The 26,874-nt window shown below is 41.7% G+C and carries 23 protein-coding genes, 1 tRNA gene, 1 pseudogene and 1 riboswitch; of the genes and pseudogenes, 17 read left to right on the forward strand and 8 right to left on the reverse strand.

Annotated features, from left to right (window positions below):
* Positions 1-468: DUF2887 domain-containing protein (locus NWP21_RS17940; protein WP_280793722.1), on the forward strand; the 468-nt coding region annotated here is incomplete at its 5' end.
* Between the two features lie 201 nt (positions 469-669).
* On the opposite strand, the gene NWP21_RS17945 is transcribed toward NWP21_RS17940, so the two are convergent.
* Positions 670-930: a GUN4 domain-containing protein gene (locus NWP21_RS17945; RefSeq protein WP_280793723.1), complete on the reverse strand. Its 261-nt coding sequence runs from the start codon at positions 928-930 to the stop codon at positions 670-672.
* A pseudogene (locus NWP21_RS17950) lies at positions 887-1,342 on the reverse strand (protein kinase); the annotation flags it as partial. The pseudogene NWP21_RS17950 and the gene NWP21_RS17945, both read right to left, overlap by 44 nt.
* A gap of 283 nt (positions 1,343-1,625) precedes the next feature.
* On the opposite strand from NWP21_RS17950, the gene NWP21_RS17955 reads away from it, so the two are divergent.
* The 7 genes from NWP21_RS17955 (at position 1,626) to NWP21_RS17985 (ending at position 9,360) form a co-directional block, all read left to right on the forward strand.
* Complete coding sequence (locus tag NWP21_RS17955; protein WP_280793724.1) at positions 1,626-2,966, forward strand: mechanosensitive ion channel family protein; 1,341 nt, start codon at positions 1,626-1,628, stop codon at positions 2,964-2,966.
* Positions 2,967-3,037: 71 nt separating this feature from the next.
* Positions 3,038-3,940 carry a YihY/virulence factor BrkB family protein gene (locus NWP21_RS17960; RefSeq protein ID WP_280793725.1) on the forward strand — a complete coding sequence of 301 codons (903 nt, stop codon included), beginning with the start codon at positions 3,038-3,040 and terminating at the stop codon, positions 3,938-3,940.
* 94 nt (positions 3,941-4,034) lie between these two features.
* Complete coding sequence (locus NWP21_RS17965) at positions 4,035-5,072, forward strand: AI-2E family transporter (protein WP_280793726.1); 1,038 nt, start codon at positions 4,035-4,037, stop codon at positions 5,070-5,072.
* 227 nt (positions 5,073-5,299) lie between these two features.
* Complete coding sequence (gene fni / locus NWP21_RS17970) at positions 5,300-6,355, forward strand: type 2 isopentenyl-diphosphate Delta-isomerase (RefSeq protein WP_280793727.1); 1,056 nt, start codon at positions 5,300-5,302, stop codon at positions 6,353-6,355.
* 9 nt (positions 6,356-6,364) lie between these two features.
* The gene (sppA, locus tag NWP21_RS17975; protein ID WP_280793728.1) at positions 6,365-8,200 is read left to right on the forward strand and encodes a signal peptide peptidase SppA; all 1,836 of its coding nucleotides are present in this window, start codon (positions 6,365-6,367) and stop codon (positions 8,198-8,200) included.
* A gap of 8 nt (positions 8,201-8,208) precedes the next feature.
* On the forward strand, positions 8,209-8,661 hold the full coding sequence (dtd, locus tag NWP21_RS17980) for a D-aminoacyl-tRNA deacylase (protein WP_280793729.1): 453 nt from the start codon (positions 8,209-8,211) through the stop codon (positions 8,659-8,661).
* 480 nt (positions 8,662-9,141) lie between these two features.
* The gene (locus tag NWP21_RS17985) at positions 9,142-9,360 is read left to right on the forward strand and encodes a DUF4327 family protein (RefSeq protein WP_200988220.1); all 219 of its coding nucleotides are present in this window, start codon (positions 9,142-9,144) and stop codon (positions 9,358-9,360) included.
* Positions 9,361-9,402: 42 nt separating this feature from the next.
* Here NWP21_RS17985 and NWP21_RS17990 read toward each other — a convergent pair whose 3' ends face one another.
* From NWP21_RS17990 to NWP21_RS18000, 3 genes are all read right to left on the reverse strand, one after another.
* Positions 9,403-10,644 (reverse strand): FHA domain-containing serine/threonine-protein kinase, encoded by a 1,242-nt coding sequence (locus NWP21_RS17990; RefSeq protein ID WP_280793731.1) that lies wholly within the window; start codon positions 10,642-10,644, stop codon positions 9,403-9,405.
* A 78-nt stretch (positions 10,645-10,722) separates the two neighbouring features.
* A complete protein-coding gene (locus NWP21_RS17995; protein WP_280793732.1) occupies positions 10,723-12,657 on the reverse strand; it encodes a serine/threonine phosphatase in 1,935 nt (644 codons plus the stop codon).
* A 78-nt stretch (positions 12,658-12,735) separates the two neighbouring features.
* Entirely contained in the window at positions 12,736-13,353 is a 618-nt protein-coding gene (locus tag NWP21_RS18000; RefSeq protein ID WP_280793733.1) for an rRNA large subunit pseudouridine synthase E, read from the reverse strand.
* A 150-nt stretch (positions 13,354-13,503) separates the two neighbouring features.
* Positions 13,504-13,600: riboswitch (TPP riboswitch) on the forward strand.
* Positions 13,601-13,606: 6 nt separating this feature from the next.
* Between NWP21_RS18000 and thiC the strand changes: the two genes are divergently transcribed.
* Entirely contained in the window at positions 13,607-14,980 is a 1,374-nt protein-coding gene (gene thiC / locus NWP21_RS18005; protein WP_280793734.1) for a phosphomethylpyrimidine synthase, read from the forward strand.
* A 103-nt stretch (positions 14,981-15,083) separates the two neighbouring features.
* Positions 15,084-15,251, forward strand: a complete 168-nt coding sequence (locus NWP21_RS18010; RefSeq protein WP_271730615.1) for a PCP reductase family protein — start codon at positions 15,084-15,086, stop codon at positions 15,249-15,251.
* A gap of 303 nt (positions 15,252-15,554) precedes the next feature.
* Here NWP21_RS18010 and pyrE read toward each other — a convergent pair whose 3' ends face one another.
* Together pyrE and NWP21_RS18020 are read right to left on the reverse strand one after the other, a co-directional pair.
* Entirely contained in the window at positions 15,555-16,175 is a 621-nt protein-coding gene (gene pyrE, locus NWP21_RS18015; RefSeq protein WP_280793736.1) for an orotate phosphoribosyltransferase, read from the reverse strand.
* Positions 16,176-16,279: 104 nt separating this feature from the next.
* A tRNA-Ile gene (locus NWP21_RS18020) sits at positions 16,280-16,352 on the reverse strand.
* Positions 16,353-16,514: 162 nt separating this feature from the next.
* On the opposite strand from NWP21_RS18020, the gene NWP21_RS18025 reads away from it, so the two are divergent.
* Both NWP21_RS18025 and NWP21_RS18030 read left to right on the forward strand, forming a co-directional pair.
* Positions 16,515-17,219: a hypothetical protein gene (locus NWP21_RS18025; protein WP_280793737.1), complete on the forward strand. Its 705-nt coding sequence runs from the start codon at positions 16,515-16,517 to the stop codon at positions 17,217-17,219.
* A gap of 87 nt (positions 17,220-17,306) precedes the next feature.
* Complete coding sequence (locus NWP21_RS18030) at positions 17,307-18,680, forward strand: hemolysin family protein (RefSeq protein WP_280793738.1); 1,374 nt, start codon at positions 17,307-17,309, stop codon at positions 18,678-18,680.
* A gap of 28 nt (positions 18,681-18,708) precedes the next feature.
* Here NWP21_RS18030 and queC read toward each other — a convergent pair whose 3' ends face one another.
* Positions 18,709-19,389, reverse strand: coding sequence for a 7-cyano-7-deazaguanine synthase QueC (queC, locus tag NWP21_RS18035; protein WP_280793744.1), 681 nt, complete (start codon positions 19,387-19,389; stop codon positions 18,709-18,711).
* Between the two features lie 630 nt (positions 19,390-20,019).
* On the opposite strand from queC, the gene NWP21_RS18040 reads away from it, so the two are divergent.
* The 5 genes from NWP21_RS18040 (at position 20,020) to NWP21_RS18060 (ending at position 26,628) form a co-directional block, all read left to right on the forward strand.
* A complete protein-coding gene (locus NWP21_RS18040; RefSeq protein WP_271730621.1) occupies positions 20,020-21,099 on the forward strand; it encodes a Gfo/Idh/MocA family oxidoreductase in 1,080 nt (359 codons plus the stop codon).
* 492 nt (positions 21,100-21,591) lie between these two features.
* Positions 21,592-22,737, forward strand: a complete 1,146-nt coding sequence (locus NWP21_RS18045) for a ParM/StbA family protein (protein WP_280793740.1) — start codon at positions 21,592-21,594, stop codon at positions 22,735-22,737.
* Between the two features lie 5 nt (positions 22,738-22,742).
* Positions 22,743-23,222, forward strand: a complete 480-nt coding sequence (locus tag NWP21_RS18050) for a plasmid segregation centromere-binding protein ParR (protein ID WP_280793741.1) — start codon at positions 22,743-22,745, stop codon at positions 23,220-23,222.
* 767 nt (positions 23,223-23,989) lie between these two features.
* Positions 23,990-24,841, forward strand: a complete 852-nt coding sequence (locus tag NWP21_RS18055; RefSeq protein WP_271730624.1) for an SDR family NAD(P)-dependent oxidoreductase — start codon at positions 23,990-23,992, stop codon at positions 24,839-24,841.
* A 263-nt stretch (positions 24,842-25,104) separates the two neighbouring features.
* Positions 25,105-26,628: a glycosyl hydrolase family 57 gene (locus tag NWP21_RS18060; protein ID WP_280793742.1), complete on the forward strand. Its 1,524-nt coding sequence runs from the start codon at positions 25,105-25,107 to the stop codon at positions 26,626-26,628.
* The last annotated feature ends 246 nt before the right edge of the window (positions 26,629-26,874 follow it).

Here is a 26,874-nt window from a genome sequence, read left to right on the forward strand (position 1 = left end):
ACCCATCGGACTTTATTAAATAGTGACCAGGTACAGCGAATTTATCTAGATGAGTTAGGATCTCCCAATACCCTGTCAATAGGTATTAATTTAATGCAGTTGGCGATCGCCTCAGAGGAGAGAATGGCCACACAAGCAAAACAATTACTAGAGAGGGAAGAATTAGAGATAAGCCAGACACTAGCGAAAACTGAAATCATAGATATTATTACCACAATTGCTGTTTACAAGTTTTCTGCATTGAGTAGAGAGGAAGTGGAAGCGATGCTAGGACTGACATTAGAACAAACCAGAGTTTACCAAGAAGCTAAAGCAGAAGGTCGCGAACAAAGGGAAGCTGAAATACTCAAAGTTACAGTTCCCCTACTATTAAAGACAGGTATGAGTGTAGAACAGATTGCCCAAGAACTCAATGTTAAAGTAGAAGCTGTCCGTCTTGCTGTAGACGATAATACCGGTAATACCTAAAGCCCCTATATTTGACTTTCTTTGTCAAACCTCAGCAATAACAATTCTCCCCAGCCTAAAAGGGCGGGGATTATTATAATAGGAGATTTAATTTCATACTTCAAGAGATATGGCAGAATGAAAAAAATCAATATTTGCTGTTGGGCGATCGCTCTGGGTGTTCTCTTTTCCTTCCCGTCTGTGCTGGAAACCAATTGATATTTAAATCTTACAAGTCTCCATACGGTCAAAAAGAACACCTCTCGTCAATCCCCAACGAAAGCCTCCTGCTGACCTATCAGATGGAAGATGTCCTGGTGGCGCTATTTTATCAAAAGTAAGCTCACTGTAACTTTTCCATTTTTCTTCTTTCCTCCATGCTATTTTGTCTCCAAAAGCTTCTGTAATGTTTCTGTTGAAATTTCTTGTTCCCCCCAAACACTGGTAATAAATCCTGTAATAACTTGCGGATTTTCGCCTCATTGAATATACCCTGGTTGGCTAATTCTGTAAGTAAATTTTCCCCTTCTATAAACTGCTGTACTAAATACAAGCGGTTATCCTCCGCGAAGTATGCTAGTAAAGCTGGTATTTGAGGATGTTCACCAAGCTGTTGTAATTGCTGCGCTTCTTGTAAAAATAATGCTGTGGCTTTTTGTAAACCTGCTGTACCTTGGGTTTGGGGCGCAAGTTGTTTAATAACGCACTCTGAGTTTAATTTGTCAATATCTACCGCTAAATAAGTTTTGGCAAATCCTCCTCCACCTAAAGGTTTAAGTGGTTGATAGCGGTTTCTCAATACTACCAAGGGAATCCCGCAGCTAGGGCAAAATTTCGTATCTTCAGTAACTGAGGGGTTATCACATTCGGGATTAAGACAACATATCTGGGTCATAGTTAGGTATTGTTAGATACGTTTATTATTCTGTACCTCACAGTATAGAACCATTAGTAAGTTAATTTCATACTTGAGAGAGACAAAAATCACTATTGAATGTCAGGCGATCGCTCTGGCTATTGTCAGAAAAATTGGATATATTTGACAAATACACCAGTGTCACATTTTTTATCGTCTCAAAAACATAAGTAATTTAAAATCATTGATTGTGGCGGGAGTACCCCAGAATCTGAGGTGAATCAGGGTAAATTTATTTACTGGCAATATTAGTTGATTAAAGATGATGGTGAGTTTGTTTCCCAAAGGTAATAGCAGATCTGGCTCACGTCAGTTCCTAGTTGTGATCTTTCTTGTGGGTGTGATTTTACCTACACAAAGGGGTCTAACACAGGAAATCTCCCCTACACCTGTGATATCCCAGCCATCTCAACCCGAACAAACCCCTACAACTGGGCTGTTTTTCGCCGATATAGTCGTTAGGGGAAAACCCGTGTTTCAAGTGGGTAGCTTAGGAGAACTCAGCGCTACTCAACGCGCGGAGATTATCAACCGCCGCATTGCTAGTATTTTAGTACGCAGCCAAACTGATAGCCAAGTTTCCCTAGTACCAGATCCCCAACGTGGTATTGCTACATTACAGCTGAATAACCGGGTTGTCATGACTGTAACTCGACAGGATGCTGAAGATTTTAACCTAGATGTGGAAACATTAGGGCAATGGTGGGCAAAGCAGTTAAATCAGGCTTTTGAGCAACCCCCACTAGTAATTGATGTTGGACAAAGACTATTCTCTACTCTAAGGAAGTTTCAGCAAGAGACTATCGACAATTTACCCTCTTTTTTAGGAATGCTATTAGTAGTCATTACTACCGGGTTAATAGCAGCTAGTATGCGCCACGTCACCCTTACCGGGGCGCAACATTGGGAGGTAGACCGCAATTCTAAAATCTTGGTTAGTCGTTTGGTCTATGGCTTAGTTTGGGTCATAGGCGCAATTGTCGCTTTGGGAGTTTTGGGATTAGACTTCGCCACCTTACTAGGAACTTTAGGATTAACCAGTGTAGCTATAGGTTTTAGTCTCAAGGATATATTGAGTAATTATTTTTCCGGTGTTGTATTGCTGGTATCTCGTCCCTTTCGTTTAGGAGATCAGATAGTTATTCGCGACTTTGAAGGGACTGTTACCCAAATTCAACTACGAGCTACAACTGTAAAAACTTATGACGGCCGTGTGGTTTACATTCCCAATCAAGAAGTGTTTAGTGCCATTATTATTAATAATACTGCCTCAAATATTCGCCGTAATTCTATTACCTTTGGTATAGACTATAAAGCAGATATTACTAAGGCTAAACAAGTTATTAATGATGCCGTTTTGTCAGTTCCTGAAATTGAAAAAGAACCCAAGCCAGATATTTTAGTCCGTCAATTAGCTCCTAGTACAGTCAATATCGAGGTGCGCTGCTGGGTCAATTCTCGGCGGCTACCATTTTTAGAAGCTACTTCTTTAATGGCTCAAGCAATTAAAGAAGCCTTAGAAGAGGCTGAAATTAATATGCCTACAGATATTTACACGTTAAAATTTAATGATATGTTAACTATTTCCCAGCAAAAACCATAGAAACCAATTACCATTACCTGCAAGGTTCTGTATATTCCTATTGATTCGACTTGATTTAACATTGATTGATTATGGTAACTTTGAGGAAAATTCGCCGATTACTGCGAGAAATTGCCGCTGAGTGGCAAGCTAACGAAGTCTCTCTGTTAGCTTCATCACTAGCATATTATGCAGTATTTTCTCTAGCACCACTTTTAGGACTAGTGATTATGATTGTCGGTGCAATTTTTGGGGAAGCTGTGGTTCAAGAAGAGGTAGTTAATCGATTGAGAGAACTTTTTGGTCAGCAGGGCGCAGAATTAATCTCTACTGCTATTGCTAATCTGAAAGTGGATTATAGACAACTAACTTTTACCGTCTTTTTTAATCTCGTTTTTTTACTCTTTGGAGCTACTGGCGTATTTACACAAATTCAGACAGCACTAGATAGAATTTGGGAAGTTAAGCCAGCACCAAGACGTAAGATTTTTCACCTGTTGCGCAAACGGTTATTATGTTTTTTAATGGTGCTAGTAATTGCCTTGCTTTTAATATTATTTTTTATAGCCAATGCAATTTTGACAAGTTTGGTCACATTTTTTAATCAATTATTTCCCGGTTTGGGTTATATATCCCAATTCATTAGTTTATTGATTACTTTTGGAGGTACTACATTAATATTTACAATGATGTATAGTATACTCCCAGATGCCGATATTGCCTGGCGTGATACTATTGTTGGTGCTTTAATCACTGCACTGCTGTTTTTAGTAGGACAGTATTTATTTGGACTGTTTCTTGGCCGCACTGATTTTGGTTCTGCTTATGGGGTGGCTGGTTCTTTTGTAATTGTGATTACTTGGATTTTTTATGCTGCTCACATTTTGTTTTTAGGGGCGGAATTTACCAAGGTTTACGCCAAACAGCGAGGATCTGCCATTGTTCCTTCTGAATATGCTGTGAAAATATCACCACAACAACACGATAACCGGTGATTTAACCCGCAAACTCTTCTCTATAGGTAGATGTGATTATCTACAATTATTTAACACAATTATCAAAATTATTCTTATATAATAATTTGTAAATATGAATGATTTTAGTATCCGAAGGTTTTGGGAAAACCTCAGTAATAGCAAGTTGATTCGCTATCTATTATTATTGCTTCTTGGTTGGGCAATTGCGCAGGTTTTAGCTTATTTTTCTACGGTGATTGTCATTTTTATCTTCGCTGGAATTTTAGCATTTTTGCTGAATTATCCTGTGAAGTGGTCTGAGCGGTTTCTACCACATGGTATCGCAGTTATTGTGGTTTTTTTACTCAGTCTATTTATTTTGGGTGGTTTGATAGCAACTCTGGGTTTTTCTGTCTTATCTCAATTTCAAGAATTACTTGAACAAGCACCTCAATTCATTGAGTATGCTATTTCTCTATTAGATAGATTACAAAATATCCTCATTAGATTTAATTTTCAGGTGAATTTTGAATTACTAGAAGAGGAGTTACGCAATCAGATTTTATCAGGTATTGGTACAGGGTGGGCAACTTTTCAATGGCTATTAACTAACTTAGTTGATTTAATTTTGGTTGTAGTTGTTGCTTTTTTTATGTTGTTAGATGGTGAAAGGGTTTGGAATTTTATCATGAAAATATTCCCGCAAAATATTGGTCATCACCTGACTACTGCTATCCAGCAAAATTTCTTAGGATTTTTTTGGGGGCGTTTGTTGCTATCTTTATTTTTCGGTGTTTCCGCATTTTTAGTATTTATTTTCCTCCAACTACCTTATGCCCTATTTTTAGCGGCGATCGCCGGAGTGTTTGATTTAATTCCGGGAATTGGCGCTACAATTGGTATTACCCTAGTTGCTCTGATTATTTTACCTCAAGGCATTTGGTTGAGTCTACAAGTATTAATCGCTTGTGTTGTCCTACAGCAAATAGAAGAAAATTTACTTATGCCGCGCATTATGCAAGGCTCAATCAATATGAATCCAGTTTTCATGTTCTTTGCTCTTTTAGTAGGAGCCACAGTAGCAGGTTTAGTAGGAATTTTTCTGTCAATTCCTATCGCTGGAGTATTAATTAGTATGTTTAATATTGAAGAAATGCAGGGAGGAAGTTAATGAAGTTTTATTAAGTTTGTTGGTCTTAATGTATTCTAGTTGATATGTAAAACCTATCAGTAGATATTTAATGGCAGAATCCTGTATGATAAAAACGAAAAACATATACAGCACATTTGATCTGAGTAGGTACAAAAACAGGCAAGATGCCCACCCCACAAAAGTTTTATCATTAAATCTGTACTTGACATCCTGCAATGTGCTGTAAATAATATAACATAATATTAATGAATTCTCCTAACCAAAACCCAGAATACACCCAGTCACGCAAAGCAGATCATATCCGCATCTGTTTAGAAGAAGATGTTCAATTCCACCACGTAACCAGTGGACTAGAAAGTTATAAATTTCATCACTGCTGCTTACCAGAAATCAACCGCGATGATATTGATATCAGTACAACCTTCCTGGGTAAGCGCCTAGGAGCACCTCTGTTAATCTCCTCTATGACTGGAGGAACACAACAAGCTGCAATGATTAACCAACGTCTGGCAAAAGTAGCGCAACAGTATAAAATTGCTATGGGTGTTGGTTCCCAGCGGGTAGCGGTGGAAAAACCCCAAGTGGCTGATACCTTCGCCATCCGCAAGTACGCGCCCGATGTGTTGTTATTTGCTAACTTGGGGGCGGTACAACTGAATTATCACTATGGTTTAGATGAATGTCTTCGGATTATTGATATATTGGAAGCTGATGCCCTAATTTTACACATTAATCCACTGCAAGAGTGTATTCAGCCCAATGGTGATACTAATTTTCGGGGGTTACTTGACAAAATCCGCTTTATATGCAGTAACATAGCTGTGCCAGTGATTGCTAAGGAAGTGGGCAATGGCATTTCTGCGGTCATGGCCGAGAAACTCTTAGGGGCTGGAGTGGCGGCTATTGATGTGGCTGGTGCGGGTGGTACTTCTTGGGCGAAGGTGGAAAGTGAGCGGGCGGAAAATGCTTTGCAAAAGCGTTTAGGTAGGACATTTGCTGACTGGGGTTTACCCACAGCAGAGTGTATTACCAGTATCCGCGCCATTTCTTCAGATGTGCCGTTAATTGCTTCCGGGGGGTTACGTGATGGGCTAGATGTGGCGAAGGCGATCGCTCTAGGAGCAGATATAGCCGGTTTGGCTATGCCTTTCCTGCAAGCGGCGGTGGTATCGGAAGCGGCATTGTATGATTTAGTTCAAGTGTTAATTGCGGAAATAAATACAGTACTATTTTGTACTGGCAACTCTACATTAAATGACTTATATAAATCAGGAAGTTTACGTAAAAAAAATATCAACTAAATAACTCAAATGCGTAATTTTTTCAAACAAACCTTTGCCAGTTTACTGGGTACTGTCTTGGGGCTGATGATTTTTTTCGGTGTCAGCACAACAGGAATATTACTACTGCTATTTGCAGTTACCTCCTCTAGAGATACTACTCCACAAGTTAAAGATAACTCCGTTGTGGTTTTCGACCTATCCATGAATATCACTGATAGCTCCCCGAGTTCGGGCGAATTGCTACAACAAGCATTATCGGGTGCAGAAGTACAAAGAATGAGCCTGCGTAGTGTTCTGGATACCCTGGAAAAAGCCAGGCTGGATCCGCGCATAGTCGGTATTTATTTAGATGCAAGTCGTACCAGCATCATTAATCAAACAGGCTTTGCTACCCTGCGGGAAATCCGTCAGGCCCTGGAGAAGTTCCGCCAATCTGGGAAAAAGATCGTCACCTATGGTGTGGGTTTGAGTGAAAAGGAATATTACCTAACTTCAGTGGCGGATGAAATCATACTTAATCCTCTGGGATTCATGCCAGTCAAGGGTTTGAGCAGTGAACCATTATTTCTATCCGGGGCTTTAGAAAGGTTTGGGATCGGTGTTCAGGTAGTGCGGGAGGGGAAATTTAAAGGAGCAATCGAACCATTGATTCTCAAGCAATTGAGTCCAGAAAACCGCGCACAAATCCAAAAATTGTTGGATGATGTTTGGCAAGATTGGCGGACTACAGTCGGTTCTAGTCGCCAAATTACTCCTCAACAGTTGCAAGCGATCGCAGATACTCAGGTGTTACTCACAGCTAGTGAAGCTAAAGCTAATGGTTTAATAGATCAGGTCGCATACCTGGATGAGGTGGTCGCCAACCTGAAGACAATCACATCCAGCAATGAAACAGATAGCACATTCCGACAAATTAACCTCAGAAACTACGCTCAAGTTTCCGGCAAAAATCTAGGTGTAGAACGCAACTCACCCAATAAAATTGCTGTGGTTTATGCAGAAGGCGAAATTGTCGATGGTAAAGGCGAAGATGGGCAAATAGGAGGCGATCGCTTTGCCAGAATTTTGAATCAAATACGTCAAGATAATGATGTCAAAGCCGTGGTGTTGCGAATTAATAGTCCTGGAGGGAGCGCCATAGCATCCGAGGTGATGCACAGGGAAGTACAATTGACCCGCCAGGTAAAACCTGTTGTAGTCTCCATGGGTAATGTGGCCGCCTCCGGTGGTTACTGGATTGCTAGCGATTCCAGCCGGATTTTTGCCGAATCAAATACAATTACAGGCTCTATAGGCGTGTTTGGCGTGCTATTGAATGGGCAAAAACTGGCTAATAATAATGGGATAACCTGGGACACAGTGAAAACTGCAAGTTATGCCGATATTCAAACAGCGACGCGCCCCAAGTCACCCCAGGAGTTAGAAATTTTTCAGCGCAGTGTTAACAGGATTTATAATCTATTCCTGGATAAAGTCGTTCAAGGTCGGAATTTACCAGCCGCAAAAGTTGCAGAAATTGCCCAGGGAAGAGTTTGGTCAGGAATAGCAGCCCAAGAAATCGGCTTAGTAGATGAAATAGGTGGTTTAAATGCTGCTATTGAATATGCTGCCCAGGAAGCTAAACTAGATAACAATTGGCAATTACAAGAATATCCTAAAGCAAGTACCTTGGAAGAACGCTTTCTTGGCAGAGCAGTTGAAGAAATCAGCACTATTTTACACATGGTGGGAGTATCAGTTCAGCCATCTCATCCCCTGATAGCGGAATTGCAAAAACTTGAACAGGAATTGGTGATTCTCCAAAAAATGAATGACCCTCAGGGAATTTACGCTCGTTTACCCTTTAATTTTCGGCTTGAATAGGTTTTTCTATGCGTGTTGTCCTCCAGAGAGTTAAATCATCCCAAGTCACCGTTAACGGTAAAATCATTGGCAAAATTGGACGGGGACTCAATTTACTTGTGGGAATTGCTCACAGGGATACCGAAGCTGAACTCGACTGGATGGTGCGTAAGTGTTTAGAATTACGAGTATTTCCTAATACAGAAGATAGCAAGAAATGGCAGAAATCTGTGCAAGAGATTGGCGGTGAGTTGCTGGTAGTCAGTCAATTTACTCTTTATGCTGACTGTCGTCAAGGTCGCCGCCCCTCTTTTGACCAATCGGCTCATACCCAATTAGCTCAAGAATTATATGACCGCTTTGTCAGCAAGTTACAGGGTAGTGGTCTGACAGTGGCTACCGGTGAATTTGGTGCCATCATGGAAGTGACTATCGAAAATGACGGACCTGTTACCCTGTTGCTAGAGAAAGAACCTTTGTAGCCACTCAGTCGGGAAAAATTAAATTTATATAAAGATTTGTAAGAAGTTTGTTAATTCCCAGATGTTTGCGATAGGTTATATAAGGGTCAATTGTAAGTAATAAATTTTTTCCCGCCTCAAGAGGCGAAAATTATCAAAAGCCCCCAATTTAGCTCATATTTGAATAGACACACAAACTGTGGTGACTATAAAACTAAAAAAGTTAACAGATTCCATTAATCTTTCTATGTTATTTATCGGGTGCATAGGTTGTTCGTATGGCATCTAAGATGAAGTAACGGCAGAATTTTCAGTTATTTAGTGGTGATTACCGTATAAAACCGAATTTTCTGGCTGACTAGTAGGGTTTGTTATGGTATAGTAAAGAAGTTAAGACTAGCTTTACCAACTACAATACTCCACGCATCGATGACAATTGCAAAACGGAAAGCAGTTTTGATTAAGTATTTATCAAACAAAATCACAAATTGAATCGAGGCTATGACTCAGCAAGTGATTCACCCAATGGTGAAATTGCAACGTAAAGTGCAATCACTCATCGAATCTAATATTATCAAACCAACTGATAGCATTTGGAAAATTGCATTGCTCTACGGCGATGACTGGCAGCACTGGAAACGGGAACTGCAAGACTTTGGCTTTAGTATGCAAGATCCAATTGGCGAACTGCTAGCAGTGGAAGCTTGGGACGAGGAATAGATCCTAGATCCGGGGAGTATTTCTCTGACTGCTCCCCACTCCCTAAACTTGGCAAGCAGCTAATGCTTCAGCCAGTTCTCTAGCACTTTGGTATCGGTCTTGTGGTATGTACTGCGTGACCCGTTCAATAATTTCTCTGAGTTGAGGACTAATTGTGGGAATTTTTTCCACATCAAATTGCGAACCTTGTCCTCGGTAACGATAAAACTTAAAAGGATTTTCGCCGGTGAGGAGAAAAATTAAAGTAGGACCAATGGCATACAAGTCAGATTGAGTTAAGGGTTGTCCTCGCTCTTGTTCCGGGGCGCAGTAACCCTCAGCACCAATCCGGGTTCCTTGTCTAGTCCCAATCTCCTTGACAGCACCAAAATCTAACACCACGACATGATTATTGGAACTTCGCACCATCAGGTTAGCAGGTTTGATATCACGATGTATTAGTGGTGGATTTTGGCTATGGAGATAATCTAAGATGTTGCAGGTTTGAATCATCCAGACAATCGCCTGATTCGATGATACCAGACCTCTCCCATACACTCTTTTTTCTAAATCTTCGCCATGAACTAACTCCATGGCCAAGTACTTTTTACCCCCAACCACAAAAAAGTCGTAATATTTGGGAATTCCTGAATTATCCAGGCATTTGAGAGTATGGGCTTCCCGTTCAAATAATTCTTGGGCTTTGGCAATTTTAGCCATGTCGGCGTTCATTTCCTTTAAAACCAACAATTGTGGTTTTCCTAAAGTCAGACCCCCTGCATCCCAAGCTAGATAAGTAGTACCCATACCTCCCTGTCCCAGAGTTCGCAAAACCTGATATTGACGAATTTTCTGCTTGACTGAAATAGGTTGACCGCAATGAACACAAAAGAGATTACCAGGCGAATTACCTTCGTGGTTGCAAGTCGAGGCTAAAGCCTCAGCTTCACCACCCGCAACATATCCGAGCAAAGCACCTGGAACTTGCTGACATTGGAATTGTAATATTGGCCCCCCCTGTGCCAGTTGTAATACAGAATTATCCGCCAAAGGGCACTGAAGTACAAGGATACCATCCACAAAAGTGCCATTAGTACCTTGACTAATTACCTGCCAAGAACAGAGATGATTATTTTGGGATAACTTAACCTCTCTGAGTTCTAAATGGTGCCGCGAAACCAGAATATCAGATAAAACCACATCATTATCCCCCGCTCTTCCAATGCGAATTACTGAGGGATTTTCAAAATACCACTGCTGAAGTGGCGTTTTCTGTTGGGGTTCTAACAAAGTCAGAATAACCACAATACAACAACCTGCATCAATTTAAACAATTAGCCAACAATTAGCCACTGGGAATTAATCTACCATTCCTAAATAATTTTAACCGCTCATATTTAGATGCACTTTCGCCCGGATAAGTATGACTGTAATATTGTCATGACCATTGTATTGGTTTGCTAAATCAATTAATTCTGTGACTCCTTGTTCTAGATTAGAGTCAGAATGCAACAGGGCAATTAAGTTATTCTGCCCATAAATTTCTAGGACATCATTATCTGACACACCATCAGACACCAGCAGCAACAGGCTATCTTCCGTAATCGTGAAAAACTTGACATCGGGAATAATGGCATTTTGATCTCGCGGTCCCAAGGCCTGAGTTAGCTGGTACGCGTCCGGGCGGCTATAGGCTATACTGGCATCCACCCCTCTAGAAATCTCTCCTTGACCTACTTCATGATCTACAGTCATTTGTTCTAAATCTTTGTTAGGCCTGAGCCGATAAAGGCGACTATCTCCTACATGGGCCACTGCTGCTTGAGTACCTTGAATTAACAGCATAACTAAGGTAGTACCCATGCGCTTGACCCCGGAACGCAGTTGTTGTTGATTTAACTCATAAACTGCTTGATTAGCTACGTATACAGCTTCACGAATCTGGTCTTCTGTGGGTATTTGGTTAGTAGTCCAATGTTGATCAAAGTATTCCTTGAGTGTGTTAACTGCTAACTCACTGGCTACCTCACCCCCCGCATGGCCACCCATCCCATCACAGAGGATATATAAACCACGGAATTCAAGAATTTGTTGGTTTGGCAATTCCAACTCACTGATTTTGGTTTGAATGCCAAAGTAATCCTCATTGTAGTTACGTTTCTTACCTACATCAGTACCTGCTGCATTTTCTAAACTACTCAATTCCATTGAGGGTAGAACATTTGGCAAATCATGGGATTGTAAAATAGTCGGTGCTGCGGCATTTTCTTTTATCGGATCAGCTATTCTGCTGATGGGTGTTTCTAGTTCCGCGATAATTTCCTGTAAATGCGATCGCAAATGCTCAACTGTCTCAATTTTACCTAGTTCTAAATCTTCTAAAATCCTCACTATAGAACCAAAGTAAGTCCTCTGGGACTGTCTAAAGATTGCCTGCCAAACTTCCCCCAAAGCTTGGATAGTTAAAGGATGCTCTAGGATGGTGAATGTTTCTACTTTTCCCTGATCTAAGAATACTATATTTGGCAGTTCCTTGAGGGATTCTACATACAACCTTTCCAGACCTAGTTTTTTGTCTGCATTTAAGCGCAGATTGTCTAATTTCAATAAACTTTGACGACAACTCACCGTTTCTAATACCCCCCAGAGTCGGCTCATCTGATCTAGGTAATGTAAAATCTCTAAAGTAGATGTGGTTTCAGCTTTCCAGATGTCGAGTAAACACTGCCAATGGGAACGGTCTTCGATGAGTAACACCTGCATATTATCTTGTTCCCAGACATCATGAATAGCTGGTATACCTAGGTGACCTTGAGATTGCAAGACAATATAAGCTTGAGCCAGGGGAGAAACTCCAGTAATTTCTACTGATGGCATAACCAATCCCTGTCTCTGACTAGCTAGTATGGCCTCAATGGGAGATATTTGATATGGCTGACAGTCCAAGACTTTCACCCACATTTCGGACTCATTCACCGTTGATAGTGGTTCTAAAAGTTGATAGCGCTGTTTTTTGTCTAAATAAGAACCTAATGTCAGATGTGACCCTGATATACAAGCAGCTGGGGATGTTTCTTGCTCATTTTCTGCCTTTTCCTCGCGAATCAATTCCCCATCTTCATTCCCCCTCTTGGTGACACTGATAATTGCCTGCCAAACCTTGCCGCATTGCGCACCACAGTGATCACAAAGTCGTGCATTCACAGGTACTTCAGTACTACACTCAGGACAAACCCTGTGAGTTAGCGATGCACCACAACTTTGACAGAATTTGTTACCATTAGGGTTTTGAAATGTACACTGAGGGCAAATGAGCATAATGAAAGTTCCTTCATTTCCGTTCCCACCAGAGCAATTACTACCAAAAGAAAATTATTTGGCGTGACACTTCCGTAATTATATCAGATATTGGGAGCTAGGCTGGTGATTTTTAGGCAAATTATGCCAAAACTTGAGTTCTGATGGCATCAGGTCGCGCCATTCACCCAACTGTAGACCATCCAGACTCAGATGGGCTATGCTCACCCTCACCAATCGCAAAGTAGGAAATCCCACCGCCGCAGTCATTCGCCGCACTTGACGATTCTTTCCCTCCGTCAATGTCATTTCTAACCAAGCCGTGGGGATATTTTGGCGAAATCTAATTGGCGGGTGGCGTTCTGGTAAATGGGGCGCTTCTAACAACAGTCGTACTTGCGCCGGTTGAGTGCAGTAATTTTGAATATTTACACCCGTTTCTAACTTGTTGATCGCATCTACATCAGGAACGCGCTCCACCTGCACCCAGTAAGTGCGTTCATGTCCATAGCGAGGATGAGCGAGACGATGTTGTAACTGTCCATCATTGGTTAGTAATAATAAACCTTCACTGTCCCAGTCCAAACGTCCCACAGGGTATATATCGGGAACCGGTATATATTCCTTCAATGTACGGTGTTTCGGTGTTTCCTGAGTGAACTGGCTGAGAACACCATAAGGTTTGTAAAAAATAATATATCTGTAATGGTTAGCCATAAATGCTTAGATCATATTGGGACTGATCGCCTACAGTATAACCATACTCTTTCTTCTTACTGCCTTGACCTCCTTCCCCTAGCTGGTGCGGTCGATCAAAAGGAATTGTAAACAGTCTCACCCGTATTCCTAACCCAGATGGTACAATTTCATTCATGCTAGGGGTGCCTGAAGAATCAGGCTGAGATCACACCCTTAACACCTGAGTCTGGCTAATACCAGCGGAGGGAAGCTGTTTATCGAGGAATTCAATATGCGGACAGAATGGGTTACCAAGCGTCGTGGACAGAGTAATGTCACTCAAATGCACTACGCACGCCAGGGTGTTATTACCGAAGAAATGCACTACGTCGCCCAGCGGGAAAATCTTCCTGCGGATCTCATTCGTGAGGAAGTGGCGCGGGGACGGATGATTATCCCTGCTAACATTAATCACACCAACCTAGAACCGATGGCTATTGGCATCGCGTCTAAATGTAAAGTTAACGCTAATATCGGCGCTTCTCCTAACTCTTCCAATCTTCAAGAAGAAGTAGATAAGTTAAATCTAGCAGTGAAATATGGTGCTGATACCGTCATGGACTTGTCCACAGGGGGCGGTAACTTAGATGAAATTCGCACAGCGATCATCAATGCTTCACCTGTTCCCATTGGCACAGTACCAGTTTACCAAGCTTTAGAAAGTGTCCACGGCATCATTGAAAAGCTCACCGCCGACGACTTTCTGCATGTCATCGAAAAACACGCCCAACAAGGTGTAGATTATCAAACCATCCACGCCGGGATCTTAATTGAACATTTACCTTTAGTTAGAGACCGCATTACTGGTATTGTCTCCCGTGGTGGCGGTATTTTAGCCCGGTGGATGCTACATCACCATAAACAAAACCCTCTGTATACCCACTTCCGCGATATCATCGAGATTTTCAAGAGATATGATGTCTCTTTTAGTTTAGGTGATTCCCTACGTCCTGGCTGTACTCATGATGCCTCAGATGCGGCACAATTAGCAGAATTAAAAACCCTCGGACAGCTCACCCGCAGAGCTTGGGAAGATAACGTACAAGTCATGGTCGAAGGACCGGGACACGTCCCCATGGACCAAATTGAGTTCAATGTCCGCAAGCAAATGGAAGAGTGTTCGGAAGCTCCTTTTTATGTCTTGGGACCTTTGGTAACAGATATTGCACCCGGTTATGACCATATTACCTCCGCCATTGGGGCAGCTATGGCTGGTTGGTATGGTACAGCTATGTTGTGTTATGTCACACCTAAAGAACATTTGGGTTTACCCAATGCTGAAGATGTGCGCAATGGTTTGATTGCTTATAAAATCGCCGCTCATGCTGCGGATATTGCTAGACACCGCCCCGGTGCTAGGGACAGAGATGATGAACTTTCTAAAGCCCGTTATAATTTTGATTGGAATCGTCAATTTGAGTTAGCTTTAGACCCGGAAAGAGCCAAAGAATATCACGATGAAACTTTACCAGCAGATATTTATAAAACTGCTGAGTTTTGTTCTATGTGTGGTCCTAAGTTCTGCCCGATGCAAACCAAGGTTGATGCTGATGCTTTGACTGAACTTGAGAAGTTTTTGGCAAAGGAACCTGTAACCCAGGGTTAAGATAATTCTCGTTAATATAGTTACCATCTGGTAACTATATTAATTTCCGGTATCACTGAACATCAATCTAAATACTCGTATCAAAATTAAACCCTAAAAATCAATGAGTGCAGCAATTAAATGGACTGTTGAAGCTGAAGATAAACTCAAGGAAATTCCTTTCTTTGTCCGTCCTTTTGCCCGTAAAAAAATTGAAACTTATGCAGAGGAGAATAGTATATCTCTCATCACTCTCGAAATTTATGAACAGGTTAAACAAAAATTTAACTAAGATGTAAATTAATTTATTGACGGATTTTTTGCACGTTTATATTTATTCAGATTAGATTTTCTGCATCTGGAACAGTTCCCAGATTATGAATCGTTAAGATCAGTGTTTATTTGATAGTTGTCAAGAAGTTTCGTTTTTTAAACGATCTTTACATAGAATTAGCGATCGCCTATGCTAAAACTACCAAATTGATCAGTGATTAGTAGTGCGATCGCCTCTGGGTCTGCGCGAGACGCAATCGCTATTCTCAAATTTCCTGATCCCATTTCTGGGGAAGAGCCACAGCGCGACCCTAATTACCCATTAATTAGCTAATGCTTGATATCGTTCTTGGAGGTCAGTGATGGTAAATACCGCCTGAAAGTTCAACCCCAATGACTGGTAAAACTCTGCCCCTCCTTGTAGTCTATCTACAAGTGAAATTACGGTATCAACTATATAACCAGCATCCCGAAGACGCTCAACGGCTTTCATGGCTGATTTTCCTGTAGTCACCACATCTTCTAAAACTACGACTTTTGCACCCGGGGGTAAATTCGGACCTTCAATATAAGCCATTGTTCCATGTCCTTTGGCTTCCTTGCGAATAATCAGCGCTGGTATGGGGCGATTTTCATAAGCAGAAACCACACTCACAGCTGACACAATGGGATCAGCACCTAAAGTTAAGCCGGCCACAGCTTGGGTATCTGTAGGTAATACAGATAAAAGAATGCGGCCAATGGCTAAAGCGCCCTGGGGGTGGAGGGTTACCTGCTTACCATTGATGTAGTAAGAACTGCTTTGTCCAGAAGAAAGAATAAAATCACCCTCTTGATAAGCGAGTTGACAAAATAAATCTAGTAGCTGGTGGTGCAGGGTGATTAAATCAGTAGTAGCCGCACAAATATTTGATTGAGTAAAGGTTCCAGTAGTATCCGTCATTACAAAACAGGCAAAGTTGTGTTACACCAAAGGTAGACCTGATCAGAGTTCTGAATCAGCGTAATATGGGTTTGAATGGAGTCTTGGGTCAGGACTCAAAAAAATCCAGGGTGCAGGAGTTGAACCTGCCTTGGGCGAATTATGAGTTCGCTGCCTCAACCGCTCGGCCAACCCTGGCGGAATTCCATTATAGCGTAATTTTACAGATTGTGTAAAGTCCAAAATGGTGCAACCTGGTATTGATTAAGTTCTTTTCACAATTGAGGCAGACAGCTTCAATACTTTTGGTTTGAATACGCTTAGAATAAGGCAAAATTTTGACGCAATAACTTGTCAGCAATGAAAGTAAATTCCACGGCAATTCTCACTTTAATCTTATTAGTCCTGATGCTGGGTGCTGGTTCTGTGAGTGCGTTTTTAGGTTTTGAGATGGGAACCTCGGCCCTCAGAGGTGTAACAACACCAGATGGCCGCCCCACGAATAAGTTTATTAGCAGTAGGTCTAATAACTCTCAACAGCTAGGAGTAGTACTATTGAAAGAAGATGAGATCCTCAAAACTGTCCAGGCTCGAATTGATGGGAAAACCAAGGCTGCTAAATCAGGAAAATTAGATGAAGATGACCAGGAAGCAAGAACTAGTAGGCAGAGAAGCTCAAAGGAAAAACCCCCATCTGTGGTCGCAGAAAAACTCCAACCCGGATTTCCAGTGGTTGCGGAGAGTCAGGGTGTAACTTTTGCTGTCCAATCTGTTCGCTACTCTGGGGGTGATTTACTCATGAGAGTAAATATGCAGAATAAAGGTAATGATTCTGTGCGCTTTTTGTATAGTTTTTTGGATGTTAGGGACGAAAAAGGACGGACACTGAGTGCTACCACAGAAGGTTTACCAACAGAATTAGATCCTGAGAGTCCCATAGCTTCAGGTACGGTGATTATTCCTACGGCTTTGCTTGATGATGTGAATCGGATATCCCTGTCTCTGACAGATTACCCCGCTCAACGACTGAAGCTAGAAGTTTTAAATATCCCTGTAGAAAGGTAAATGAGAATATGGACTCGGGAAGATGATTATTCAATACCTGATATCAAATTCCCGCTATTTAATCCCAATTAATCCCAAAATGGGGACATGATTTTTACACGAGCTTTGGCGGTGAGTCGTTTTTCTACCTTAATTCCGACTGATGTGGGGCTGAGATTGTTGACGGTGTTATTGCTGATCGCTATTAATGCTTTTTTTGTGACAGCAGAGTTTTCAATGGTGACGGTTAGGCGATCGCGTATTCATCAGCTGGTTAAAGCTGGTGATATTCCGGCCATCGCCGTGGAGGGACTACAACTTAGTATTGAAAGGTTATTATCTACAACTCAATTAGGCATTACCCTTTCTAGTTTAGCCCTGGGATGGATTGGTGAAAGTTCCATTGTCCTATTGGTGAAGTCATGGCTAAAATCCTGGACTTTACCCATAGAGATGAATAATTTTATGGCTCATTCTCTATCAATTCCCATTGCCTTTTTTTTGATCGCCTATCTGCAAATTGTTTTAGGTGAACTATGTCCTAAATCAGTAGCTATGTTGTATTCAGAGGATTTGGCGAGATTTTTGGGTCCTTCGGTAAAAGCCATCGTCCGCTTTTTTAACCCCTTTATCTGGATTCTTAACCAATCAACCCGGTTTTTGTTGCGGCTTTTTGGTATAGAATACACCGGACAAAGTTGGCGATCGCCAGTGACTCCAGAGGAATTACAGATCATCATCTCTACAGAAAAAGAATCAACTGGTTTACAACTTGCAGAGCGAGAATTGCTGAATAATGTCTTTGAGTTTGGCGATGTCAGAGCCTTTGAAGTTATGACCCCCCGCACTGCTATTGTCGCTTTGTCAAAAGATGCAACTTTCCAGACTTTACTCGAAGAAATGACCTCTAGTGGTCACTCACGCTACCCCATCATGGGAGACTCTTTAGATGACATTCGCGGCATAGTTTATTTTAAAGATTTGGCAGAACCCTTGGCAATGGGGAAACTCACCCCAGAAACAAATATCCAACCTTGGATGCGTCACGCCCGCTTTGTGCCGGAACAAACACCCTTGAGTGAACTATTACCCATGATGCAGCAAGAGAAGCCGGCCATGGTCATAGTAGTCAATGAGTTTGGCGGTACCGTAGGGTTGGTGACCCTTCAAGATGTCATTGCCGAAATTATTGGTAATGCAGGGGAACCGGAGGACATGGATGACTTGCTGGTGGAAATGTTAGACAATCAAACATTTTTGGTGCAAGCCCAAGTTAACCTCGAAGACCTCAACGAAGTTTTACATCTGAATTTACCCCTGACAAAGGAATACCAGACACTGGGCGGTTTTGTGCTGTATCAACTCCAAAAAATACCCGTAACAGGCGAAATCTTCTACTATGAAAATCTCGAATTTACTATAGTTTCAACCTTCGGACCGCGCTTGCATCAAATTCAAGTGCGACGATTGGAGGCTAAATAATTCCAGTGGTCATTGGTAGGTTACAACTTTAGTCTTGAGCATAAGGTAGTGGGTCTTTCAACCCCAATTCAGCAAAGGCCGCTAGCCGTAAACGACAAGAATCACAAACACCACAGGCTACATCCCTACCTGCATAGCAAGACCAAGTTAGCTCCCAGGGAACTCCCAATTGATTGCCCAGTTGGATGATTTCGGTTTTTTTTAAATCAATTAGAGGAGCAACAATTTCGATAGGTTTGCCTTCACGTCCTTGTTTGGTTCCTAGTTGAAATACTTTCTGCATCGCCTGGATATAGTCGGGACGACAATCCGGATATCCAGAGTAGTCTAAGGCGTTAACACCAATGTAGACCCTTTGGGCTGCGATCGCTTCCCCATAGCCCAGAGCAAAGCTCAAAAAAATAGTATTACGTGCAGGTACGTAGGTAACTGGAATTTTTTGCGACATTTCTTCGATGGATCTCTCTTGCGGTAAATTAATGGTGTCATCTGTAAGTGCTGAACCGCCCCATTGTCGTAAATCAAAATTGACCACTTGATGTCTCACCACTCCAGCTGTTTGAGCGATGCGGAAGGCTGAGTCCAACTCTCGCCGATGTCGCTGCTGGTAATCGAAAGAAATCGGGTGACATTCATAACCATCAGCTTTGGCTTGATACAAAACTGTGGCAGAGTCTAATCCTCCTGATAATAGAATTACAGCCTTCATCTCACTCTCAACTTTTGGGTTTTCCATTGCCAAATCACACTTCCATAAAATTCCACGAATAATGTTACAGTCCTCCTTAAGCCATCTTGGTCGAGTTTTTACTATTTTCACCACAGCCAAACAAATGTCTACACCAGCGCCTGAAAAAAGTTAGACAGGTCAATATGTAAAAAAAAATAGATAATTGTGCAAGAATTGTTGGAGTATTTCAGCGGTGGCAATTGCGTAAAACATACCAAAAGTAAAGGGTTAAGTGGATTCCTTGCAAATTTCTGTATTGTTGATAACAAAACAATATTATTATTTTTGAATGATTCCTAATTAAAGATCGATCCCGCTCATTAATTACCCCAGGGTTCTTATAAGTTATTACTTACATCTTCATTGGTTTATCAAGTCAACAAAAAGACACATTATATCTTATGTTAGTAAAAAAATATTGAGCAATTGCCACCTGAACACACAAGGAAAAGGTAAATTGCGGGAACTCATAAAAAACTGGGAAATTCTTCATAAATGTAGCCTCTATGTTACCATCTGGATGGTTTTCAACAGATCATAACTGGTCTTCAAGTATAAATACTAACGGCGGTAGCGCCTCTAGATTTGGTGGTTGAGGAGAGAATAATAGTGCAAGATAGCATGTCAGTGGCAGAACCTTCATATACACAGCGGAATCAAACAAAACCAATTCGCGTAGGCGTAATTGGAGTGGGCAACATGGGACAACATCATGCTCGCATACTAAGTTCAATGAAAGATGTTGAATTCGTAGGTGTGTCAGATATTAATGTTGAACGAGGTTTAGAAACAGCTAGTAAATACAAGGGGCATTTTTTTGAAGATTACTGTGACCTCCTACCCCATGTAGAAGCAGTGTGTATCGCTGTCCCCACCCGCCTGCATTACGCAGTAGGTATCAACTGTTTGTTGGCCGGAATTCATGTCTTGATTGAAAAGCCAATTGCTGCGAGCATTTCTGAGGCCGAATCCCTAGTAAATGCGGCAGCTGATTCTCAGTGTATTCTGCAAGTGGGTCATATTGAGCGTTTCAATCCAGCATTTAAAGAACTCAGTAAAGTGTTAAAAACAGAAAATTTGCTGGCTCTAGAAGCGCATCGCATGAGTCCTTACTCAGACCGCGCCAATGATGTTTCGGTGGTGCTGGATTTAATGATCCACGACATTGACCTGTTATTAGAACTAGCTGGTTCTCCAGTGGTGAAGTTAACCGCTAGCGGTACTCATTCTGTGAATTCTGGTTATTTGGATTACGTCACTGCTACCTTGGGCTTTGCTAATGGTATTGTTGCCACTTTAACTGCCAGCAAAGTTACCCACCGGAAAATCCGCCGCATAGTGGCTCATTGCAAAAACTCATTTACAGAAGCAGATTTCCTCAAAAATGAAATTTTAATTCACCGACAAACTAATAATAATAGTCTAAGTGACCATAGACAAGTGCTGTACAGGCAGGATGGTTTGATTGAGAAAGTTTACACCACTAATGTTCAACCTCTGAGTGCAGAACTAGAGCATTTTATTAATTGCGTCCACGGCGGTAATCAACCTTCGGTAGGTGGTGAACAAGCCCTGAAAGCTCTGAGATTGGCTAGTTTAATTGAGCAAATGGCATTAGAAGATCGGGTTTTAAAGCCATTAGATTGGGAATCTCACACACGGGTGCAGTCATTGACCCCAACAATTTAAAACGGGAACGGGCCTGGGGCATGGGGCATAGGAAAACAAACTCTCCCCTGATCTTTGTGCCCTCCCCAGGAAACCAACAAGGAAAAACTCACCTAGTAACACTAGCCTTTAATCGTCTACCTGAGTAGAATACAACCAGCAATTTCTCAAAAGTCTTCACTCCATGAAACTAAAGTTAGGCTTTGGACTGTTTAAAGCCAACCCATCAAAGACCAAGTAACAAACTCAATGTGATTCATGTGACGATTCTCTAGTTGACCCATTTATCTGCTACTATCCAGGAAAGTTGTTGAGTAAAAATGTCGAGAAAAGTATAGCTGACAATGAATTATGGGAATTGACTAACTCAACCCCCCTAGGAGATCAGGAAAACACTGATTTCATAGGCAAGGTAGCAGAGCAATATTAGTTGCTCTCTCTATACTACAAGTCCGCACATTAATTTCTGTCACTCAGGCATTAGCAAAAGTTAAATCAGGATTAGGAGCTTTCATGACAGACCAACCTTCCGCAGCTACCCCAATGAATGCCGCCGCCATACCTTTAAATAAGGTGTCAGCATCTACCCCGATGAATACCAACCCTCCTGCTAATAGGTCAAGTATTAGCGGCAAAAATATTCTCAGTGTTGATTTAGGTAGAACTTCTACTAAAACTTGTATTAACCGTGAACCAGCTGATGTAGCTTTCATACCTGCCAACGTTAAGAAAATGTCTATGGAAGAGGTTAAAAGCGGCGTTTTTGAAGCCAAGGCTACTGACCCTCTCATGGATTTATGGCTGGAGTATCAAGGTAATGGATATGCTATTGGTCAGCTAGCAGCCGACTTTGGGGCGAATTTAGGTGTTGGCCAGTCTAAAGTAGAAGATGCACTAGTCAAGGTTTTGGCCTGTGCTGGCTACTTTAAACTTAAAGATGAAATCTCCGTCATCATGGGTCTGCCCTTCCTGTCTTTAGAACAATTTGAAAAGGAAAAAGCTCAGTTAACCAGTCAAGTTACTGGACCTCATGTGATGAACTTCCGAGGGGAATCGGTATCGCTCAATATTAACAAGGTTTGGGTCATGCCAGAAGGATATGGTAGTCTCCTCTGGTCTGAAGCTCAACCTAAGACAGGCGCTAGGGTTCCAGATTTCACCAAAATCTCGGTCGCAATTGTTGATATCGGACATCAAACCATTGATATGTTAATGGTAGATAACTTCCGTTTTGCCCGCGCTGCTTCTCAAAGTGAAGAATTTGGCATGAACAAGTTCTATGAAATGGTAGCCGCCGAAATAGAGGGATCTGATAGTCAATCTTTAGCCCTGATTTCTGCTGTCAACAAACCCAAAGGTGAACGCTTCTATCGTCCTAAAGGTGCCAGCAAGCCCACTAACCTGGATGATTTTCTACCTAACCTCATAGAAATGTTTTCTCGAGATATTTGTCATCGTGTCTTAGCTTGGATACCAGAGCGGGTCACTGATGTCATTATCACTGGAGGCGGTGGTGAATTTTTCTGGGACGACGTTCAACGTTTACTCAAGGAAGCCCAAATAAATGCCCATTTATCCGCCCCTTCCCGCCAGGCTAATAGCTTGGGGCAATACATTTATGGAGAGGCGCAATTGTCCGCTCGATCTGCTAGGTCTTAAAACTAATGTTCCAATGGCCAAAAAAGGTAGTTAAATCCGTCACCTTCAACCCATCGGTTGCCGATGAAAGCTTGTTAGCAGTTGTAGAGGATTGTCTGGAAAGATTGCCTGATAAAACTTTTAGCGACATCTGTAAGCAGGCTCTATGGCAATCTTTGTGTATACCGGAGACTGTAAAACCTAGTCCAAAAACAGTAGCAACAGATTCACTAGAAAAAAAAATCGATGAGTTGCAACGTCAAGTGGCTGACCTAGAGGAACGTTTTTTCCCAAAACAATCTCATCGTTTGGAGACTATAGAATGCCATATTTTGCAACTTACGCAACAAATGGCAGATGTAGTAAATATACTTAGTGAGCGTTCAATGATTGAGTCTCCAAGCACACCAGATATATCAGTATCATATACTACTGATGAACATCAACCCCCAGAAGAGGTTGATCCCGTGATCCAACGCCTAAGTCAGTTTGTGGATAACTTTTAAATAATTACCTGGAATTTCCCTCGGCTCTATAGCCTGGATCACTAAGCAAGTCAAACGCCAACATCCTTAAGACGTTTTTTGGACTATCCGAGAAAATCTTGGGGATGTTTTATTTTTTCAAATAATTAATTCACTTGATGTTTACGTAATAAATACTAGGTTCAAGGATATTAATTAGTATAAAATTTGATTGTTACTTCTTTGATCTACAAACTGACCGGGAGTGGGAAGTTGGCTAACCAAGAACACCTTTTCCTAGTTTTGACTCTTCTCCATACCCTAGGAAATTAATTGTCAACTTCGGATATTACCCATCAAATAAAGCCTTTTTCAGTCTCATGAAGTACACACCAATAATTCCCTGTTCCGGTGTTCCCTCAAACTAAAAAAAATTGTACCTCACGAGCATGGGAAATGCTATATATAATTTTCTTTAAGAGTTATTAAGAAATTCTTATTAAAAAATATTGCAATAACTTGATTTAGTTGTTACTGTGTGTATGGCAACAACGCTGATGAACGCTCTGAGATTGAGGAGAGAAAAACCTATGAGCTATATTCACTCCGGCAATTGTGTGAAATTTTGATTGTTAATCTGACTGAAAACCCAGGTATTTGTGCCTTTTAGTCCCGGAATATTTCGTTGCCACAAGCTTATTTACCAACGACTGATTATTTGTCTTACCTTGTCCAAGCTAGTAGCTCTGATTGCGGATAGACGCAATCACTAAGACTAGGGTAAGACACCATTTTGGAGGTCATAACCGATGAATATTCGAGGTAAAGTCGCTCTGATTACTGGGGCTTCCCGTGGTATTGGTAAGGCGATCGCTCTGAGGCTGGCCCAACAAGGCATCAAGCGGTTGATATTAGTAGCACGCGATCGGCAAAAATTAACCGCCGTCGCTAACCAAATCGAAGCCATGGGCGTAGAAGCCGAAATTTTGTGCATTGATTTAACAAAAACAATTGAAGTTAATATTGCCGTTGCCCAATTGTGGCGCAACTATGGCCCAATTCATCTCCTGGTTAATTGTGCCGGCGTAGCATATCAAACCTCATTTTTACAGACCAAACTACCCCAAGTTCAAGAAGAAATCTCGGTGAATTTATTGGGAATGTACAACCTCACCAGCCTTATAGCCCGGCGGATGGTCAGCCAAAAACAAGGAACAATCGTTAATGTGTCAAGTTTGATGGGGAAAGTAGCAGCACCGACAATGGCCACTTACTCAGCTACCAAGTTTGCCATCTTAGGATTTACCCAAGCCTTACGTCGCGAACTGGCTGAACACAACATCCGAGTCCTCGCCTTATTACCTTCCCTCACAGACACAGATATGGCGCGGGACTTAAAATTATTTCGCTGGGTGATCCCTATGAGTTCCGAAGCAGTAGCACAAGTACTCGTCTCTGGATTGCAAAAAGATACAGCAGAAATTTTAGTGGGTTGGCAAAGTCATTTAGCCGTGTGGTGTCAACGCTTGGCCCCTTGGTTACTAGAGATAATTTTACAAATCGCCACCCCGCCAACCTTGACAAAACCACAGTCTCCGGCAAAACCCAGTTTCATGACCAAAATTTATCGTTTTAGCGATTTATTATGGTCAAAAACATAAATTATCTCTCCAGTTAAATTCTCACAATTTCATACTGCGGTGAATAAATTTTACCTTTGAGATCAAAAGGCAACATTCCCAAAAATAGAACCTATTGACCGCAATTCGCCCTCGTTTACCCCAAGCTCACCAATAATTCGTATTTTCCGCAGAAGAGCAACAAACTTCATAACCGACTCAAACAAAAAGATGGGAATATCTTTGTAAGACCGCACCGATGATAATTAGCGCCTTGTTGCCCATCTCGTAGTTGTTCAGGGAAAATGAAATTGCCTACCACACTTAGTTCTGTGCCGGAAATCATAGACGACTTACCCAATATTTCTGGTTGGGAAACAGAAGTCTTCTCTGTAGTTAACCATGATGCGCCTGTATTTTTACCCTCAACAAATATCCGCTTAGAGGATGTAAATGCAGTCTTTGCCATCGCCCTACATATGCACCAGCCAACCATACCAGCTGGACCCGATGGCGGATTAATTAGCAATCTGCAATATATGTTTGAACATTCTCACGAAGGGGATAACCATAACGCCGCAGCTTTCGCCTATTGTTACAGCCGTATGGGGGACATGATCCCCGAACTTGTCCATCAAGGTTGCAATCCCCGTGTGATGTTGGATTACTCTGGTAATCTTTTGTGGGGACTCAGACAAATGGGACGTAAGGATATTTTGGATAATCTCAAACGAATCACCTGCAATCCCACCTATCAACCTTATGTAGAATGGATCGGGACAATGTGGGGTCATGCTGTCATTTCTTCCACACCCATACCCGATATTAAATTGCATATCGTGGCATGGCAACATCACTTTGCTGCCATCTTTGGCTGGCCAGCATTAGCAAGAGTCAAAGGATTTTCCCCCCCAGAAATGCACCTACCAAATCACCCGGATACTTTATTTGCATTTATCAAAGCTCTCAAGGAATGTGGCTATCGTTGGTTACTTGTACAAGAACATTCTGTAGAAACAATTAGCGGTGAATCTCTCACCCATAAGCACTTACCACATCGTCTGATAGCCCGCAATTCTCAAGGTGAAACAATTAGTATTACAGCCCTGATTAAAACCCAAGGTTCAGATACCAAATTAGTGGCTCAGATGCAGCCTTACTATGAAGCCAAAACTTTAGCTAAACAACAAGTAGCAAATATCATAATACCACCAATAGTTAGCCAAATTGGCGATGGTGAAAATGGTGGTGTGATGATGAATGAATTTCCTAGTGCTTTCAAACAAGCTTGGAAAGATATGGTAAATCAAGGAGGAGGTAAATCTGGGGTTGTTGGGGTCTGTGGTACAGAATACTTAGAATTATTAGCAGCCGCTGGTTGTCAAACCAAAGACTATCCCACCTGTCAGCCACTAGGACAACATCAAATTTGGCAGCGACTTTCACCTGAAAACTGCAAACCTGATGGCGGGCGTGGCGTAGCCATAACTGTAGAAATTGCCATTCAAGAATTAAAGCAAATCAATCCTAACTTTCACATGGATGGAGCCTCATGGACTAATCATATTAGTTGGGTAACAGGATATGAAAATGTGCTCTCACCCATGCATAAATTAAGCAGTTTATTTCATCAAAAGGTTGAGAATATCTTGCCCACTAATTCAGTGGAATACCGTAATCTCCTTTTACATAACCTTTTGCTACAAACGAGCTGTTTTCGCTACTGGGGACAAGGTTCATGGACAGACTATGCGCGTAATATTTACCAAAGGGGAGAAAACTTGGTGCAAATGCTCTGTGACTCTGATAATTCACCCGACTTGGTTTGACACCCCCCTTGTCTAAAGACCTACCGTTAATTTCATGTGGTTAAGGTAGACAACCGCGGGTATGACTTGTAGTGACTTTGTGGAAGTATGCCCACCACACAAGAGTTTAGGACTTACGCATTGACAGAATAACAAAATAGTGCATTGATAAATAAGGGTCGTCTAGTAATGGGTATGGGAGAATGAGAGAAATTACTAAACCCTCGACAGCACAATGCAATCTAGACATCTACACCTTATTTTTGC

The organism is Anabaenopsis sp. FSS-46 (genome assembly GCF_029891665.1).
Classification (GTDB): Bacteria; Cyanobacteriota; Cyanobacteriia; order Cyanobacteriales; family Nostocaceae; genus Anabaenopsis; species Anabaenopsis arnoldii.

Coding starts and splice junctions, on each gene's coding strand:
- NWP21_RS17945 (WP_280793723.1), bottom strand. CDS start 930: ATGAGGCGAAAATCCGCAAGTTATTACAGGATTTATTACCAGTGTTTG.
- NWP21_RS17955 (WP_280793724.1), top strand. CDS start 1,626: ATGATGGTGAGTTTGTTTCCCAAAGGTAATAGCAGATCTGGCTCACGT.
- NWP21_RS17960 (WP_280793725.1), top strand. CDS start 3,038: ATGGTAACTTTGAGGAAAATTCGCCGATTACTGCGAGAAATTGCCGCT.
- NWP21_RS17965 (WP_280793726.1), top strand. CDS start 4,035: ATGAATGATTTTAGTATCCGAAGGTTTTGGGAAAACCTCAGTAATAGC.
- fni (WP_280793727.1), top strand. CDS start 5,300: ATGAATTCTCCTAACCAAAACCCAGAATACACCCAGTCACGCAAAGCA.
- sppA (WP_280793728.1), top strand. CDS start 6,365: ATGCGTAATTTTTTCAAACAAACCTTTGCCAGTTTACTGGGTACTGTC.
- dtd (WP_280793729.1), top strand. CDS start 8,209: ATGCGTGTTGTCCTCCAGAGAGTTAAATCATCCCAAGTCACCGTTAAC.
- NWP21_RS17985 (WP_200988220.1), top strand. CDS start 9,142: ATGACTCAGCAAGTGATTCACCCAATGGTGAAATTGCAACGTAAAGTG.
- NWP21_RS17995 (WP_280793732.1), bottom strand. CDS start 12,657: ATGCTCATTTGCCCTCAGTGTACATTTCAAAACCCTAATGGTAACAAA.
- NWP21_RS18000 (WP_280793733.1), bottom strand. CDS start 13,353: ATGGCTAACCATTACAGATATATTATTTTTTACAAACCTTATGGTGTT.
- thiC (WP_280793734.1), top strand. CDS start 13,607: ATGCGGACAGAATGGGTTACCAAGCGTCGTGGACAGAGTAATGTCACT.
- NWP21_RS18010 (WP_271730615.1), top strand. CDS start 15,084: ATGAGTGCAGCAATTAAATGGACTGTTGAAGCTGAAGATAAACTCAAG.
- pyrE (WP_280793736.1), bottom strand. CDS start 16,175: ATGACGGATACTACTGGAACCTTTACTCAATCAAATATTTGTGCGGCT.
- NWP21_RS18025 (WP_280793737.1), top strand. CDS start 16,515: ATGAAAGTAAATTCCACGGCAATTCTCACTTTAATCTTATTAGTCCTG.
- NWP21_RS18030 (WP_280793738.1), top strand. CDS start 17,307: ATGATTTTTACACGAGCTTTGGCGGTGAGTCGTTTTTCTACCTTAATT.
- queC (WP_280793744.1), bottom strand. CDS start 19,389: ATGAAGGCTGTAATTCTATTATCAGGAGGATTAGACTCTGCCACAGTT.
- NWP21_RS18045 (WP_280793740.1), top strand. CDS start 21,592: ATGACAGACCAACCTTCCGCAGCTACCCCAATGAATGCCGCCGCCATA.
- NWP21_RS18050 (WP_280793741.1), top strand. CDS start 22,743: ATGTTCCAATGGCCAAAAAAGGTAGTTAAATCCGTCACCTTCAACCCA.
- NWP21_RS18055 (WP_271730624.1), top strand. CDS start 23,990: ATGAATATTCGAGGTAAAGTCGCTCTGATTACTGGGGCTTCCCGTGGT.
- NWP21_RS18060 (WP_280793742.1), top strand. CDS start 25,105: ATGAAATTGCCTACCACACTTAGTTCTGTGCCGGAAATCATAGACGAC.